We start from the raw sequence: 16,523 nt of genomic DNA, 5'->3' as shown, positions 1-16,523 counted from the left end.
GGTTCAGAATGCGAATGGGAACAGGGCAAAGACGATGAAGGTTCAGAACACGAATGGGAACAGAACAAAGACGATGAAGGCTCAGAACACAAATGGGAACAGAGAAATGTTTGATCGGATTATCCTAGCCAGTCAGTCGCCCAGAAGAAGAGAACTTCTGGCACAGCTGGGGCTCTCGTTTGAGGTGATGCCGGCATATGGGGAAGAGTGTTCCGGCGCGCAAGATCCCGGGGCCCGTGTGGAAGAGCTGGCAGCCGCCAAGGCCAGGGAGGTCGCCGGACGACTGGAAAAAGAATCCGACAGAGAAAGGCTGATCATCGGGGCGGATACGCTTGTTGTCAAGAATGGGGAGATTCTGGGGAAACCCAGGGATGAGGAGGACGCGAAGCGGATGCTGGCCCTGTTGTCCGGGACAGCTCACCAGGTCTGCACCGGTCTCTGCCTGATCCTGATCAAGGGGGATCAGCGGGTAGAAAGGCATTTTCACGAGACGACACATGTTAATTTTGCGGAGATGACAGATAAAGAAATTGACGACTATGTCGCTTCCGGGGACCCTATGGATAAGGCGGGAGCTTATGGAATCCAGTCCGGGGCGGCCCGCTTTGTGACGGGGATACAGGGGGATTACAGCAATGTCGTCGGCTTGCCTCTCTCAAGACTCTATCGGGAGATGAAGCAGCTCAAGAAAGAGCTTGAAGGAAAAGCTGATAGAGAAGCTGTCTGTGGAAGAGAGAGCCGTGAGATAAAAGAGATGGAGGTCGCTACAAATCAGAAAGCGGGGGAGACCGCAGATCAGAGAGAGAGGGGAACTGCTGCGGATCAAAAAGCGGGGGAGACCGCTGCAGTTCAGAAAGATGGGAGAGCCGGATGTATAGATGGGGAGAAGGCCAAGTCCCGCCTGGACCTGCAGTTTGATTTTTTGCGGGAGCTGGATCAGGAGAAGAGTATTTTTCGCCAGAATTATATCGGCCATCACGCGCGTCGGGAAAATGACGCGGAGCATGCCTGGCATATGGCGATTATGGCGGCTGTTCTCCGGGAGTACGCCAACGAGGAAGTGGATATGGAGAGGGTTTTGCTCATGATCCTTCTCCACGATGTCGTGGAAATCGACGCGGGAGATACCTATGCTTATGATGAGGAGGGGAAAAAGAGCCAGAAGAAGAGAGAGATGGACGCGGCGGACCGTATTTTTCATATCCTGCCGCCGGATCAGGAAGAGTTCTTCCGCGGTCTTTGGGATGAATTCGAGGCCTGGGAGAGCCCGGAGGCCAGGTTTGCCCGGGCCTGTGATAATTTCCAGCCCATGATGTTAAACCGCATGAACGGGAGTCAGTCCTGGCTTGATCACGGAGTCAGTCTCAGCCAGGTCCTGGAGAGAAACGCCCGATCCGGGGAGGGAGCCAGGGAGGTCTGGAACTATGCCTATGCGCATTTTATTGTCCCGGGGTTGACGGAGGGAAAGCTCAGAGACGACCGTGAGGAGCTGCGCGGACAGCAAAGGATTAATCCGTGAGGCATATATTGTTTTTTAAAAGAATAAAATAAAGATACATGCGGGGGGAACAAGAGAAAAATGTACAAAATTAAAAACAATTAACCGAAATTAACGGAAGTTTGTCCGAAACTACCCGAGAATCCCCCAAAAAAGTAAAATTTTATGTTTCATCCTTTTCGACAAAGAGTATAATAGTTTTTGAGAAAAACATAGGCAAAATGCCTAAGGTTAGGTTTGTTTTTCTGAAGGGAGGAACGAAATGATTAGCTTTTTGTTGTGTCTGGCGATTCTGATCGCCGCCTACTTTACCTATGGTAAACTGGTAGATCAGACCCTCGGACCGGATGACCGGGAGACGCCGGCGGTTGAGATCAATGACGGCGTCGACTATGTGGTGATGCCGCAGTGGAAACTTTTCCTGATCCAGCTGCTGAACATCGCGGGTCTGGGGCCCATCTTCGGAGCCATGCAGGGTGCCCTCTGGGGTCCGGTGGTCTTCCTCTGGGTTACCTTCGGTACCATGCTTGCCGGTGGTGTCCACGACTACTTCTCCGGAATGCTCTCCGAGAGAAACCGCGGTGCTTCTATTTCTGAGGTGACCGGAATCTATCTGGGCGGCGGCATGAAGAATGTGATGCGGGTCTTTTCCGTCGTTCTTCTGGTCATGGTAGGAACCGTATTTGCTGTCGGCCCCGCAGGCCTGATTGTTCAGCTGGTCAAGGAGAAGGGGGCAAGCGGAATTCTGGCGCAGACCACCTTCTGGCTGGCGATTGTTCTGACCTACTATTTTATCGCGACCTTCATCTCCATTGATAAGATCATCGGCAAGATCTACCCGGTCTTCGGTATCTGCCTGATTATCATGGCAATCGGTGTCGCCATCGGTATTTTCACCGGCGGACATCAGATTCCTGAGATCTGGTCTCACTTCTATAACATGCATCCCAAGGCAACGCCGATCTGGTCCTTTATGTTCATCACGGTTGCCTGCGGCGCGATTTCCGGTTTCCATGCCACCCAGTCTCCTCTGATGGCCCGCTGCCTAAAGAGTGAGCGTCAGGGTCACTTCGTCTTCTACGGAGCCATGGTTGCCGAAGGTATTATCGCTTTGATATGGGCCGCTGCAGGATGCTCTCTCTACGAGGTTACCGGCGGTCTTAACACAGGACTTGCCGCTGTTCTTGCTCACGGTCAGTCCGCAGCCATTTATGATGTCTGCATCAAGACCATGGGGCCTGTCGGCGTCGTCCTGGCTATGCTTGGTGTTGTGGCCTGCCCCATCACCTCCGGCGATACCGCTTTCCGTTCCGCAAGGCTTACCCTTTCCGACTGGTTCGGTGTCAGCCAGGAGAAGTATAAGAACCGTCTGATGCTCTGCGTGCCTCTTCTGGGCGTGGGCGCTATCCTTGGTTTCGGCAATACCTTCGGTGTGATCAACTATACGGTCATCTGGCGTTACTTCAGCTGGACCAACCAGACTCTGGCTATGATTGTCCTCTGGGCAGCAGCTATGTATCTGGCCAAGGAGAAGAAGAACTTCTGGATCTGCGCATTGCCGGCGACTTTCATGTCCGCCGTTTCCATCACCTACTTCGTGATGGCTCCGGAGTGCCTGGGACTGATTCCGGCACTGAAGCAGAATACCATGGTGGCTTATCCCGCAGGTATTATTGTTGCTGTGATCTTCTTCGCTATCTTCTTAAGAGCAGCGAGAAAAGAGCAGAGCAGGGCATAAGATTTGTTGATTTATGACAATGGAATGCTCGCGAAGCGTGTATTCCATTGCTCATGACAATTGAATATTCGCGGAGCGTATTTTCAATCGTTTGACAGAGACCTTTGAGCAGGGTGCTTGGAGGTCTCTTTTTTCGATCAAATCGCTGCGGTATGTGCATTTGATGACTCAAAGTAATAGAATATTTAGGGAGTGCATATTCTGTTGTTACAGGAAGGAATATTATGGGACAGTGTTGTAATCCGAAAATACCGGAGGAAAAAGAAGAAGCTCTTCAGGGCGGCCCGAAGCATGTGCTCTTTGCTCCCCGAAGGGATGGAATGAAAGAATTGGCCAGGGATGTCCTGAAGGCAGACCTTAAAAAATGCCGCCGGATCGGGGTCTGTGGTCTGGGGGATCGGGCCATCTATCTTGCCACTTATTTCCGTGACAGAAGCCGCTATATCTGTTATGAGGACATCGCCCGGGTCTATAAGAGGGTGGCTATGTCAAAAGGGGGGTTCAGCGGCAAGGGAATTTTTGGTTCTATGGCTTATCTGGTTGTCGTCCTTCGAGATGGGAGTGAGCGGGTCAGCCGCATGAAGTATGAGGATCAGGTGGATTCCTTTCTGGCGATTTTTTGCCAGGAACATCCCGATATTCCCATCTATACGATTGAGGGGGAGAAGAGGATCAGAGAAGCGGAGGAAAAAGAGCGTGCCCGCTATCTGTCAGAACTCAGCCCTCAGGCAGAAGAGGCAGTGCGGCAGTTGCAGAGAGCGAAAGATTATCTCGAGAAGAAGCCGGAGCTGTCAGAGGGATTGACCCTGTCTGCCAGAAGAAAACGTATCGTTGAGGGGATCAATCCGTCTTATCGTGCTCTTGCGATTGTAATCGCCCTGTTGGGGCTGGCAGCTCTTCTTTTCGGGATCTATGCCTTCGTCAGGGGAATGGGGCTTGCCATGTACTTCCTGCTCTTCGGTTTCTCTGCGGTCTTCCTGGTGATGTCCAGCCAGATCCTGCCCTGGGGGAATATGACCAGAAGAGGGGCGGAAGAAGTCTGGGAGACGGCAAAACAGACCATGGCGGACTATCTGTCCGGCTACGACAGAGAATTCCCTCTGCCGGCCTCCTATGCGCATCCTGTTACATTAGAGCGGATGATTCGTGTTCTCCGCGAGGGAAGAGCTGTGACGGCTGAACAGGCTTACGAGCGGATGAAGGAAGATTTAAAGAAGCTCAATGCTGACGTCAAGGTGAGCCAGAAGGAGTATGAGGAGGTAGTGGCTATCAAGTCCATGTTTCTTCTGGAGAATTACAGTTAGGGAATTGCGGTTGAATTCTAGCCCCTGCTTCTTCAGCTTTCCAATGGAAAGAGACACAGGAAACAGGGGCTGGATTTTTTATATTTGAAGGATGATCTATCAACTCAAAAAGAGAGAGTGTTCCCAGGCTTTACCCCAAAAATGAGAGCTCTCCTAGGCTTGGATTGAGTCAAGATAGAATTGCTCCAGAGTGCGTGCGGAGCCCAGTTCCTGAGTGATTTCTGCCAGACTGCGATTACAGATGATGCGATGTTGATTCAAGATCAGAATCTGACAAGGGATTCTCGCAATGTCTTCAATCATATGCGAGGATAGAAAGATCACCCTGGATTTGGATAATTCGGAAAGGACCATAAGAAAATTGGCTCTTTCTTTCGGATCCATCCATGCATTCGGTTCATCTAAGAGAAGCATATCGGGGTCATTGAGCATTGCTTGGATGATTCCGATTTTTTGCTGTGTACCAATAGAGAGTGACTTGATTTTTGCGCTTTGGTATTGGCGAATATGAAAGAAGTCAAGCCACTGTCGAATCCGGCGATTAAAAACAATAGGCCGAACAGCTTTCAAGGAAGCCATAAATTGCAGATATTGTTCTACGGTATACTCTGGGATTAGACCAAGATCCTGAGGAAGATAACCCAGGTGGAGGAGGTACGTTTGGCGGAGAGCATCAATATTATTTCCCTGGTAATAAATTTTACCTGAGACAGGCTTTAAAATACCGGCCAATAACTTTAAGAAGGTGGTCTTTCCAGCACCATTTGGGCCTAGAAGGGCATATAAACCCGGTTCCAGACTGAGATCAATATCCGTTAAAATTTGTTCCTTATGATATGAAAAGTTCAAGTGCTGAATACGTAATAACTTATCTTTCATGTTGACCTCCACGTAAAGGATGGACGAGTCTGTAAATCGACAGTGCCAGGAATATCAGGGAGAGAATCACCAGAGCGATCCAAATACTGATGCTGATTTTTTGATATATTTTGGAAATTGAAGTCAAAAGAAAGAGGGAAATTGAAGCAAATACACATATGCAAATCGTTGCAAAGCTTCCGATGCTGTTCTTTACTGAGAGCAGACAAAAGCAAGTGCATGCCACAACAGTCAATGGCAAGATGAAATGTATGATCAACGTATATATCGTTAATTTTGTAGTCAATCCTGTTGCCAAAAAAAACAAAGACAATAGCAGCAAATCGTAAATTCCAATGATCATCATTTTTGCGGCATAGACATGTTCCAGAGAATAGTAACAGGTGGAGATTAGCTCTGACGCGTTTGCGTTTCTCTCTCTCCACAGATCAGGAATCATAAAAATAATAAATAGACACGCAGCAATGCCAAGAGCACCTGAGAAGTAGAGCGTTTCGGGGCTGAATTTCAAAAACAAATAGACAGATACCATTAAAATAGTCTGTATGATAAGCCATCTCTTTTTGAGCAGATGTAGCTGAAAGAAGAGAAAGTCCTGATGAGAGAGCAAATGGGTTCGTTCGGACAAATAGAATTGTTCGATAGAAGCGATAACGGTTTGATTTATATGATCTTTATGAAGATTGTTCTGCATTTTTGAGAATCTCCTTTAGTTTGATTTTTGCCTTCCGCAATCGGTACTTTGTCAGCGGAAGTCCTATTCCTAATTGCTCGCTCATCTGTTGAAGGGTACATTCCCTGAAATAGAATAAATCAATTACACTTCTTAGTTCAGGCGGTAATTGGGAAAGAATATCATTGAAGTACATACGATCTAAAATCCGATCGTAACTGTCTTGGTGAACGTCAGGAAGTTGGTTGAGTATGGTTTCTTCTACCAGTGTAGCATTTACTCTCTTTAAATTGTCTTTTAAAAGATTCCCGGCGATTGTATAGAGATAGTTGAGCACTTTTCCTCTGTGTTCATAATTGGAGAGCGCTTGGAAGAAATGTAGAAAAGTCTCTTGTGTTAAATCTTCGGCATCCTGGCTGCAGGAACAGTGCTTGGCACAATATTTGAAAATGGGTGCATAGTACTTATTAATAAATTTAGTGAAAGCTTCTGTGTCCCCTCGCTTCATTAGTGAGACGAGTTGCAAGTCGGTCATGAGATCTCCTTTGAAAGATATATTGTGGATCAGCTGTGAGATCTTTTTATTAATGAAAACAACACTGTCTCATAAAACTATTGCTTATCCTATAACATATAAAAAATAAAGACAAGTAGTAAGAGACTGAGATTGAAATTCGAATTGGTTTGGTCACAAGCAGGCTATCTTTTTCGGGGCCTCGATCGTTAATACATATATAAGAAAGTTAAGAAAGCCGCACTGTATCGAATGAGGGAGAAAGGAGAAAAAATGAAAGTAGTCAATGAAGCCAATATAGGGACGATGAGAAGAGCGGGATGTGTCTGCAGCTCAGGAAGAGAATGGACGAGAGGAATTACCGGATGGTTTTTGTGTAATTGCCAGTGCGATAATGGCACAGCAAATTACAACGCCAATTACAAAAAAGCCCGTTATAATTAAACAATAAACTCCTAAATTGATACAGTGCGGTTTTCTATCTATGAGGGAAAAGAGGATGCATAGAGAGATAAAAAAGATACTATCAAAAAAATATGTACGACTTATTGTAATTCTCTTATGTGGATTTGCCATCCTTTTGGGGTGGATTGGAGGTGTGACACAGGCGACTTACTATGAGGACAATAATATAGTTTCCCGTGGAAGGAAAGCAGCAATTAATACTATAGAGTTATATGGGTCAGTAGGAGAACTTTCTGACAAGAGAGTTTCAGAAATCTTGTTAGACTACCAAATGCTTGTTAAGAAAGAAGGGAAAGCAAAGGCACTGCAGGAAATGGGAGAAGTGAAGCTGGTGGTCTTGATGTATCTATCTAAGATTTATTTTCCGGAGGATTTCTTTAATCAGGAAGGCCTGGCAAATATAGAGGATACTAAACCTTTTTCTGAAGCCAGGGTGGAGGCAATTCTAAATAAATTTCGCAGAGAATATGGGAATAGTGAGGGCACAGAGGCTGATATTCAGAAGTGTGCCGTGGCCACACAGAAGCCGGTGCAGTTTGCATGGAGGAGTCCCTGGGCTACGTATTTTCGGATTGTATCTGTGCTGGCAATATTAACAGCTTTGGCAGCTATCATTATTGGAACAGATACTTTTGCCTATGAAAAAACACAGAAAATGGATTTGCTTTTAACTGGATTAGATTGTAGGGGAACAGTTCACTTGTTGATACAGCAGATGATGGGGGTTGTGACATTCTTGACCGCCTTTTGGGGAGGAATTGTTCTGCTCTTTACAATTGCCTTTTGGCAGTTGGTTCCATTACCAGCATTGGGTTCGTCAATTCAGTTGATTTATCCACTTTCTATTTATAGTGGGACGGTTAAGAGCGGATGGGTCATATTTCTTTTTTTGAGTTGGTTTTGTATTTTGACAACAGGATTGATAGCAGTTGCAATTAATCATTGTATTCAAAATGGAATTGGGGCTCTTGGGATTACTTTTGCAGTGACAATATTACCTCTGGCAATGGAATTTGTGCGGGGAATTCCTCTGGGAGTTCGCTCTTTGGTTGAAATTCAGCCGTTAGCTATGCTTTGGGCAGAGAAACTGTTTTCTTCTTTTGTTTTATATCGAATTGGGAATCACTGCTGTAATAGTGTCGAAATGGGATTGATGTGGAACGTAGTCCTTTTGACGATCCTTTTTCTTGTACTCATGGGTCGGATTTTCAGGAGAACTTTGAAACGGGGGTATTAGAATGGAAAATAAGGAATATTTAGGGAAGATTTTTCGTACGGGAAAAGAGGTTTATTTTTATGATTCAGGAACAGGAAAGGTGCTTTCGTGTGATGATAAGGAAGAAGAAATACTAAATCAGATTCTTGGTGGACAGAAAAGTATTCGAAAGGCATGTGAAGAAAACCTGGAGTTTGCAAGGGTAATTCATGCGGAGAAGTTGCTAGCGTGCCCACAACATAGAGAGTTTGAAGTTATTGGTCGTGAAGAATATAACAAAGTTGTTCCACATACCTGCAAACAAATTATTTTGGAATTAACAGAAGCATGTAACCTACGTTGTGGGTATTGTATTTATAATGAGCACCATTCGGATTATCGAGCTTTTTCTCAAAAGAACATGAGTGAAGAAATTGCAAAAAAGAGCATTGATATGATATTGAGTGAGGTTGAGGGAGATGAATTCGCATTGACATTTTATGGGGGAGAACCACTGGTAAATTTTAGCTTGATGCGCTCGTGCATTGATTACGTAAAAGGAATGCATCCGGATCTAAAGTTAAGTGTTTCTTTCACAAGTAACCTTACACTGCTAACAGAAGAGATGATAGATTACTTTGCGAATCTGAAAACAGAAAGTGTTGATATTATGTGCAGCTTGGATGGCCCTCAAAATCTACATGATAAATATAGAAAATTCGCTAATGGAGTGGGGAGCTACAGGGCAGCTACAAAGCATTTTAAACTCTTACTGAGTAGGTTTTATGATTTAGAGAAGAAACATACACTTTCTATCAATTGTGTGGTTGCGCCCGCATATAGCAAGATGAAGTTGCTAGGCATAAAAAAATATTTTGAAGAAGAATTAGGGATACCTAAAGAAATCGAAGTTCATTATGCCTATATGGATAGAGGGGGGATGGAAATACCCTTGAATAAAGAAGGTATTGTCGAAGATGCAACAAAAATGGAAAGTGATGTCCCGATGGAAGAGTGGGCGCAAGAAGAAATCCTGTCAGGAAACCGAGATAAAAAACTGTTTGATATCTTTGCTAAGGAAATGTGGATGATGGCATCCAGAGAAAAAGCGAAAAATGGAGAGGTACTTACAAGAAGTGGGCTTCTTGGCTGCTGCATTCCGGGTCAGAGGAGAATATATGTGACGGTAGATGGAGACTTCAAGGTATGTGAGAGGATTGGAAAGTCCCCTTCACTTGGGAACTATAAGGATGGAATCAATACCGATGGTGTAGTTCAAAACTATTTTATTGATTTTTCCAAAAAGATGCAGAATCGATGCGATCATTGTTGGGCAAGAAATCTTTGTACTATGTGTTATGAAGAGATGATTGACGAGAATGGCCTGACCGATAGGATAGATGATCTTTGTAATGGGTCCAGGTCATTTACAGAAAATCTTTTGCGTAATTACTACCAATTCTTAGAGAAGGATCCTCATTATCTGGAAGATATGTTAAAGCAATACAGCTTTGGCTGAAGGGGGAAAAGGATGCAGCTGGTTTTAAAAAATATCAGAAAATCTTATGGGAGCCATCAGGTTTTAAACGGATTGAATTGTGTTTTAGAGTCTGGGATTCATGGGTTTTTAGGGGCAAACGGAGTGGGAAAATCCACTCTCTTCAATATACTTACTGGCTATATAACAAAGGATCAAGGAGATATAGAATATCCGGCATTTAAGAGAGATGAAGAAGTTCTTTTGTCAACGTTACCGCAAAGATTTCAAGGGTATCCAGATATGTCGATACAGGAGTTTATGGAATATCTGGGAAGATTAAAGGCAAAGAATGTTCCTGGCCGACTTCTTCAGGAGGACATCAAAGAAAAACTGGGAGTTTTTGGATTGGACAGTATTCGAGACAAGAAAATTAAGAAACTATCTGGAGGTCAATTGCGTAGATTGGGAATTGCCCAGGCATTTCAATTAAATCCAAAAATTGTCTTATTAGATGAACCTACAACTGGATTGGATCCTGCGGAGAGAGTGAGGTTCAAGAATTACCTGGCTGAGGCTGGAAAAAATGAAATTATACTTCTGTCAACTCATATTGTTTCAGATTTGGAGCGGATTTCGAAGGATATCTATATTCTGAAGGATTGTAATTTTATCACGAGTGGTTCGGAAGAAGAACTACTTGAACAATGCCAGGGGAAAGTATGGGAGATGAACTTTACAACAGAAGAGGATATAGAGCGAGTACTTTGTCAGAATCAAATTGCTATGTCTTATGAGAGGGGGGGACAGATTCGCGTTCGATTTATTGCTGACCAACAGGTGGACAAAAGGGCAATGCCTGTAAAGCCGGAGTTAAATGACGTATATATAAGCTACTTTAGAGATTAGGTGCTTGTATGAAGGAAGAAATAAAGAAAAATCGAAGGTTGATGATTTATACATTTATATTAACTATTGTATGCACTGTGTCCTTCTGCGTTCTTTCGCTGCTCACGTATATTGGCGTGATGTTTAAAGATGGGAGCAGTTTTGATGTAAAAGGGGTTGACGGGCTCTTTGAAAGAAGAGCATATGTGTCATCACGAGTCTCTGGAGAGATAACAACAGAACGGTTGGATCAAATTATAGATATTTATCATAAATATCCAAGTGAAGAAGCGTTCTACCGAGCAAATGAGCAATATCCAGAGATTTATCTTCTTTTGATTTCGGCTTACAGTAATCCATCAGATGAGAATGATTTTTTGATTTCTCAGTTGACCTCAGCGGAGGATTTCTATGATCAGCACAAGGTCAAACTTCAGAAGGTGCTCGAATCGGGAAGGAAATATGAGCTATCCTCAAACGAAATAAATTATTTGATGCAGGGGGATATTAAGGGACCTTTTATCTATGATTTCACAGATCATTGGGTTCTGTATAAGAACGCGTATTTATTTATTGGATTTTTATTGGCGCTGACAGGGATTGTTTTTACAACCTATATTTTTTCTCAAGAGAAAGAATTGGAAATGGACAAGGTGTTGGGGATTTTTCCTAATCGAATTGGCGTTTCACTTGGGAAAAGTAAAATAGGAATGTGCTTTACCTTTGTTAGTATAAACTATTTTGTGTCGACTTTTGCAGCTTTTATAATGCTTCTCTTACCTTTTGGAGAGACAGGATGGAATGCTAGTATTCAGACTTTTTTCGATTACTACACTTCTTGTTTTCAGTGGAACCTGACACAATATTTTTGGATCACATTGATTGTCGGATGGATTGTGCTTATGGGGGTTATAGGATGCGCTGCTTTAGTCACTTCGATTTTGCAAAGCCGAATGATGGCTTTAATAGTGAATGTGGTAATTGCTTATATTCCAATTCTACTATCGAAGATGATTTATAGTAGTTTGCTCTTGCACATTTTGGAACTTCATCCATTAGTAAATTTTAATACAGACCAGTTTATTAAATCATTCTATAGTTATGGAGCAGGAATACATAGAGTTACAGGATATGGGCTAACCACAGCGATTATGATGGCAACTATATTTTTGACGATTGTTTTCTGCCCCAAAAGTTTTGGGAAACGTCTTCAAGGAAGAATAAAATGAAAAAAAATGGTTTATTGTGGTCTATACAAAAAGCCTGGCTCTTCCGGCCAGGTTATCTTGTTATATCCGTATTGCAGGCAGTATTGAGTGGTTTCTTGCCAGTAGTATCTGCCATTCTTATGCAGGAATTACTGAATTTAATTCAAACAAAAGAGTTTAATTTTCAAAAATGTCTTGTTCTGGTTATCTTTTTGATTATGTCAGAAGCGTTTGGAACCTACGTAACTGCGATTTTGACGGTGAAATTACAAAATTTCGAGACAAAATTTGATACATTTATTCAAAATGAAATTCTCGAAAAGGCAGGGAGGCTTGATTGTAAAAATTTTGAGGACAGCAGAACATATGATTTAATTAATCGAATTCAAAATGATATCCATGCAGGTGTAGAGGGGAATATCCAGGCTTTTATCAGCATGTTTGCCAGTGGAATTGGTCTTTTGTCCTATGGGATTATTATTGGTAGTTATCATCTTTGGATTTTACTCCTGCTCACCTTTTCATATTTTTTTAGATTAGTGGTGGAGAAAAAATATCGATTAAAAGAGTATAATGCGCTGAGAGAAAATACAGAAAATTTTCGGAGAACAAATTATTTAGCATGGTTATTATTACATCCGGAGTATATAAAGGAAATAAAGACATTTCGAGTTTTTCAAAAATTATTGGATCGCTTTCGGAACCTCAGAAAGGTTTATGATGATACTTTGATTGGGATTCGTAATCGTAAACTCAGCTGTTATTTGTGGTTAGAACTTGTCGAGGGATTTGTAGACGTCTTGGTGACAATCTATTTAATATATGAGACCTATTATGGTTTCATTTTGATAGGAAGCTTTATTCTTTATAATAATGCGATAGAAAGTTTAAAGCAAAATTTGCTTCGAATATTAGAGAAAAATGCAGAAGTGGCAACAAATGCAGTTGTTGTGGAGCAGCTGAAATCATATTATGATCTGCCGGATGAATCGAATCAGGAAGAGGAAGGTGATTTTGTTAAGATTGATTCGCTAGAACTAAGGCATGTTTTCTATCGATATCAAGGACAGAGTGAATATGTTTTACAGAATATAAATATTTTGATTCGAGGCGGAGATAAGATTGTTTTGACTGGTCCTAACGGATCGGGGAAAAGTACGTTGGCGAAAATTATATTAGGCATATACAATGATTATGAAGGCGAAATATTGGTCAATGGAATAGAGCGGAAGCAACTTTCTATAGAACAATATCGACAGCATATGTCAGCACTATTTCAGGACTATATTAAGTATGAAACAACTGTTAGAGACAATCTTTTTTTGGGTGAAAAAAATTTTGACGAGGAGCTTTCTGAGAATTTGTTACAACTTGCGGAAATGGTAGATTTTAAAGATGCTTTGGATGAACCTCTCGGTTATCGATTTCAAGATGGAAGAGAGCTTTCGATTGGGCAGTGGCAGAAGATGGCTTTTTTAAGAGCGCTTATAAAATCTTCTTCTGTTCGCCTTTTGGACGAACCAAATGCAGCTTTGGACATTATAGCTGAGGATCGTCTTTTTTCCTATTTTGATCAGACCAGGGGAAAGCATTTGGATATTATCGTAATACACCGATTTCACAAAATATTAGAGAGCGCATCTGAAGTTATTGTGCTAGAAAAGGGGAGAATCTGTTCCAGAGGAAGCCACCAAAAAGTTTTTGCTGAGAATGAGTTTTATCAAAGCCTTTGCCGGGCGGGAAGAGCAAGAGAGTTATAATTATCCTGTAATCTGAAATGATGAGATCGGGATTTACCGCGATAAAGACAGGAGAAGGCGGAGATGAAGAAGCATACAGCACTTGAATTTCGCTACTACAATATGCCGACGGGCTCTTATATTCTGCCGCTCTACGGTGATAGCTGGAGAAGAGAGTACGGTTGGGATACGGGGGATACCCAGCATTTTCACAATTACTTTGAACTTGGTTTCTGCCATGAGGGCAAGGGGGAAGTGCGTATTGAGGATCGGGTTCTTCCTTACAGTGGCGGAATGTACACAATGATTCCGGCCCATATCCCCCACACGACGAAAAGCGCATCCGGCAATCAGTGCTATTGGGAATACCTTTTTGTGGATATCGATGGCTTCCTGGGGGAGAAGCTGCAGATGGATTCCAGACAGAAGATAGAATATACGCAGGCCCTGAACCACCGTGGAACGATTCGCACCATGAAGAATCATCCCCAGGCGGGACGCCTGGTCTTGAAAATCCTGGATGAATTTCGTCAAAAGAAGCCGTACTATGAGGAGGCGGTCAATGCAGCCTTCTATGCTCTGATTATAGAGATGCTTCGTCTTGACATTAAAAGCGGGGGCGTAGGGCAGGGGATACGGATGAACAGTTCGGTTGAGATGGCCCTGCAGTACATGGGCAGCCACTATAGCCAGAATCTGAAAGCGGCTCAGATCAGCCGGGCCTGCGGACTCAGCGAAAGTCATTTTCGCCGTACCTTCGAAGAGGTCATGGGGGTGCCGCCTATGGATTATCTCAATCTGATCCGTATCCAAAACGCCTGCACTCTTATCAACGAACAGAATTTGTCTATGGAGGAGATTGCCGGAAAGGTTGGATATCAGACTCCTTCTACATTTAATCGTAATTTCAAGCGGATTACGGGAATGCGGCCCCTGCGCTGGAAGCAGGAAATCTCTGGTCACCGGGGACGGATCGCGGACTTCAATGTCAAGGTGCTCAAGGGTTGGGATTACGAATAGTTGAATTTGCAAAAAAATAAATCAGATATCAAAACAAATTCCCCTTTCGATGGAATACTATACAAACATGTTAAAAAGATTGGAAATTCACCAGCGAGATTTGTGCGAATTTCACAGAGAAAGGGGCTTGTATGAGACGCAAGTTACTGTCATTTTTATTGATGGGAACCATGGCTGCGACCGCATTTGCCGGTTGTGGATCTGGAGGAGGCAAGACGTCTGACAGTGGTTCCGGCGACAAGGGAGCCAATACATCAGCTGAGGATGCCCACACCCTGTCTGTTTATGCCTGGGATGCCAACTTCAATATTCCTGCCCTCAAGGCCGCAGAGAAGGCTTATCAGAAGAAGGATAAGGATTTTAAACTGAATGTGATTGAACAGACTCAGTCCAGTGATAATGAGCAGGCTGTCACCCTGGCGGCTTCTTCCAAGAAGTATGACGCGCTTCCGGATATTATGCTCTTCCAGGATCACTCCATTGAGAATTTCGTCAATTCCTATCCGGATGCCTGGCAGGATGTGAATGATGCCAAGATCAACTGGAATGATTTCAGTCAGGAGAAGCTGAGCTTCTCTACCATCAAAGACAAACATTATGGAGTTCCCGTCGACAATGGAACGGTCATTTCCGCCTACCGTGTTGATCTGCTCCAGCAGTGCGGATACACCATCAAGGATCTGACTGGAATTTCCTGGGATCGCTTCATTGAGATTGGAGAGGATGTCTACAACAAGACCGGCAAGTATCTCTTCTCCCAGAATGCGGATGGCAATGATCTTCCCTACATGATGATGCAGGCAGAGGGACAGTCCAGGTTCAAGGACGGCAAGCCCAACTTTGTTAACAATGAGACTTTGATCAAGGTTATGGAGACCATCAAGAAGATGCAGGATCATCATGTTCTGTATCTGGCAAATAACTGGACAGATTATACGGATCAGACCATCAAGGGCGATATGGTGGCCGGTGTGATTAACGGCAACTGGATTATTCCCACCATTGAACAGGTGAAGGATAATTCCGGCAAGTGGGAGATTACTACTATGCCGACTTTGGCCGGCGGCAAGGATGGCTATGCGGCCAATGGCGGTTCATCTCTCTATATCACAGCTAACTGCAAGAAGCCGGATCTGGCCAAGGATTTCCTTGCTTACACCTTTGGTGGAGGAGAGGGCTCACAGGAGACCTATGACGGAGCTCTGAAGGATGGCGGTGTGATCACTACCTGTATTTCCGCAGGCAAGTCAAGCGCTTATAATGACGGCGTCGCTTATTTCAATAACCAGCCGATTTATTCCACCATTGTGGGGATGGGAGCTAAGGTTCCGGTTGTTGAACAATCCAGGTATGAGTATGAGGCGCGGACACAGATCGGCACCGCAATTCAGCAGGTCAGCCAGGGGACAGATATTAAGGAGGCCTTAAAGACCGCGGAAGATCAGGTGAACTTCACGATGCAGGGTGGCGCCAAGTAACTTTCACGCAGGATAGAAGAGGGGCTGTGAAAAAACAAAAGACATCGATCATATCTCGCAGTCATATTGGAACGAAGGCGCGTATATGGTGGTTGATCTCAGTTTTTTCACGGCCCCCTTTTTGCTCATGACAATCGGATACTTGCAGAAGGAAGCCTCATCCGAGTACTTCATACAGAGAGGATGGATTTGACTATGAGAAGCAGAAGTGTTGAGAGAAAGCAGGGCAGAGCCGGATGGTGGTTTTTGACACCGGCGACAATCCTGATTTTTATCATGAGTTTTTACCCTATGGTGCAGGCCCTGATCACGTCATTTCGAACCGGTTCCAGTTCCAACATGACCTGGGCGAATCCGCTGACCGTCAATTACAGCAGGATGTTCCAGGACAAGATCTTCATGACAGCGATGGGAAACACCTTCCTCTACCTGATCATCCAGGTCCCC

Annotated in this window: 13 protein-coding genes and 2 pseudogenes; 12 read left to right on the top strand and 3 right to left on the bottom strand. The window is 43.9% G+C overall.

Annotation, left to right across the window (positions count from 1 at the left end; genetic code table 11):
* Positions 1 to 106: 106 nt before the first annotated feature.
* From HMPREF1508_RS10825 to HMPREF1508_RS06740, 4 genes and pseudogenes are all read left to right on the top strand, one after another.
* A pseudogene (locus HMPREF1508_RS10825) lies at positions 107 to 685 on the top strand (Maf family protein); the annotation flags it as partial.
* Positions 674 to 1,519 carry an HD domain-containing protein gene (locus HMPREF1508_RS10820; protein ID WP_334291388.1) on the top strand — a complete coding sequence of 282 codons (846 nt, stop codon included), beginning with the start codon at positions 674 to 676 and terminating at the stop codon, positions 1,517 to 1,519. The pseudogene HMPREF1508_RS10825 and the gene HMPREF1508_RS10820, both read left to right, overlap by 12 nt.
* A gap of 241 nt (positions 1,520 to 1,760) precedes the next feature.
* Positions 1,761 to 3,236: a carbon starvation CstA family protein gene (locus HMPREF1508_RS06745; protein ID WP_044960644.1), complete on the top strand. Its 1,476-nt coding sequence runs from the start codon at positions 1,761 to 1,763 to the stop codon at positions 3,234 to 3,236.
* A gap of 224 nt (positions 3,237 to 3,460) precedes the next feature.
* On the top strand, positions 3,461 to 4,540 hold the full coding sequence (locus HMPREF1508_RS06740; protein ID WP_049906924.1) for a hypothetical protein: 1,080 nt from the start codon (positions 3,461 to 3,463) through the stop codon (positions 4,538 to 4,540).
* A 153-nt stretch (positions 4,541 to 4,693) separates the two neighbouring features.
* Here the strand turns inward: HMPREF1508_RS06740 and HMPREF1508_RS06735 are convergent, their stop codons facing one another.
* The 3 genes from HMPREF1508_RS06735 to HMPREF1508_RS06725 are packed head-to-tail and all read right to left on the bottom strand — an operon-like array spanning position 4,694 to position 6,627.
* A complete protein-coding gene (locus HMPREF1508_RS06735; protein WP_049906923.1) occupies positions 4,694 to 5,419 on the bottom strand; it encodes an ABC transporter ATP-binding protein in 726 nt (241 codons plus the stop codon).
* On the bottom strand, positions 5,409 to 6,113 hold the full coding sequence (locus HMPREF1508_RS06730) for a hypothetical protein (protein ID WP_044960641.1): 705 nt from the start codon (positions 6,111 to 6,113) through the stop codon (positions 5,409 to 5,411). The genes HMPREF1508_RS06735 and HMPREF1508_RS06730 overlap by 11 nt, the downstream gene beginning before the upstream one ends.
* Positions 6,094 to 6,627 carry an RNA polymerase sigma factor gene (locus HMPREF1508_RS06725; RefSeq protein ID WP_044960639.1) on the bottom strand — a complete coding sequence of 178 codons (534 nt, stop codon included), beginning with the start codon at positions 6,625 to 6,627 and terminating at the stop codon, positions 6,094 to 6,096. Before HMPREF1508_RS06725 ends, HMPREF1508_RS06730 begins: the two co-directional genes overlap by 20 nt.
* A 478-nt stretch (positions 6,628 to 7,105) precedes the next feature.
* Here HMPREF1508_RS06725 and HMPREF1508_RS06720 point away from each other — a divergent pair, with 478 nt between their 5' ends.
* From HMPREF1508_RS06720 to HMPREF1508_RS06685, 8 genes and pseudogenes are all read left to right on the top strand, one after another.
* On the top strand, positions 7,106 to 8,308 hold the full coding sequence (locus HMPREF1508_RS06720; protein ID WP_044960637.1) for a hypothetical protein: 1,203 nt from the start codon (positions 7,106 to 7,108) through the stop codon (positions 8,306 to 8,308).
* Between the two features lies 1 nt (position 8,309).
* Complete coding sequence (locus HMPREF1508_RS06715; RefSeq protein WP_049906922.1) at positions 8,310 to 9,785, top strand: radical SAM protein; 1,476 nt, start codon at positions 8,310 to 8,312, stop codon at positions 9,783 to 9,785.
* A 12-nt stretch (positions 9,786 to 9,797) separates the two neighbouring features.
* Entirely contained in the window at positions 9,798 to 10,652 is an 855-nt protein-coding gene (locus HMPREF1508_RS06710) for an ATP-binding cassette domain-containing protein (RefSeq protein WP_044960635.1), read from the top strand.
* Positions 10,653 to 10,660: 8 nt separating this feature from the next.
* Positions 10,661 to 11,860: a hypothetical protein gene (locus HMPREF1508_RS06705; RefSeq protein ID WP_044960633.1), complete on the top strand. Its 1,200-nt coding sequence runs from the start codon at positions 10,661 to 10,663 to the stop codon at positions 11,858 to 11,860.
* Positions 11,857 to 13,599, top strand: a complete 1,743-nt coding sequence (locus HMPREF1508_RS06700; protein WP_044960630.1) for an ATP-binding cassette domain-containing protein — start codon at positions 11,857 to 11,859, stop codon at positions 13,597 to 13,599. Before HMPREF1508_RS06705 ends, HMPREF1508_RS06700 begins: the two co-directional genes overlap by 4 nt.
* Before the next feature lie 63 nt (positions 13,600 to 13,662).
* A complete protein-coding gene (locus HMPREF1508_RS06695; RefSeq protein WP_044960628.1) occupies positions 13,663 to 14,598 on the top strand; it encodes an AraC family transcriptional regulator in 936 nt (311 codons plus the stop codon).
* 131 nt (positions 14,599 to 14,729) lie between these two features.
* On the top strand, positions 14,730 to 16,076 hold the full coding sequence (locus tag HMPREF1508_RS06690) for an ABC transporter substrate-binding protein (protein WP_044960626.1): 1,347 nt from the start codon (positions 14,730 to 14,732) through the stop codon (positions 16,074 to 16,076).
* A 195-nt stretch (positions 16,077 to 16,271) separates the two neighbouring features.
* Positions 16,272 to 16,523, top strand: a pseudogene (locus tag HMPREF1508_RS06685) (sugar ABC transporter permease); the annotation flags it as partial.

The organism is Shuttleworthella sp. MSX8B (assembly GCF_000524295.1).
GTDB lineage: Bacteria > Bacillota > Clostridia > Lachnospirales > Lachnospiraceae > Shuttleworthia > Shuttleworthia satelles.
This window is presented reverse-complemented; position numbering and strand designations above follow the sequence as displayed.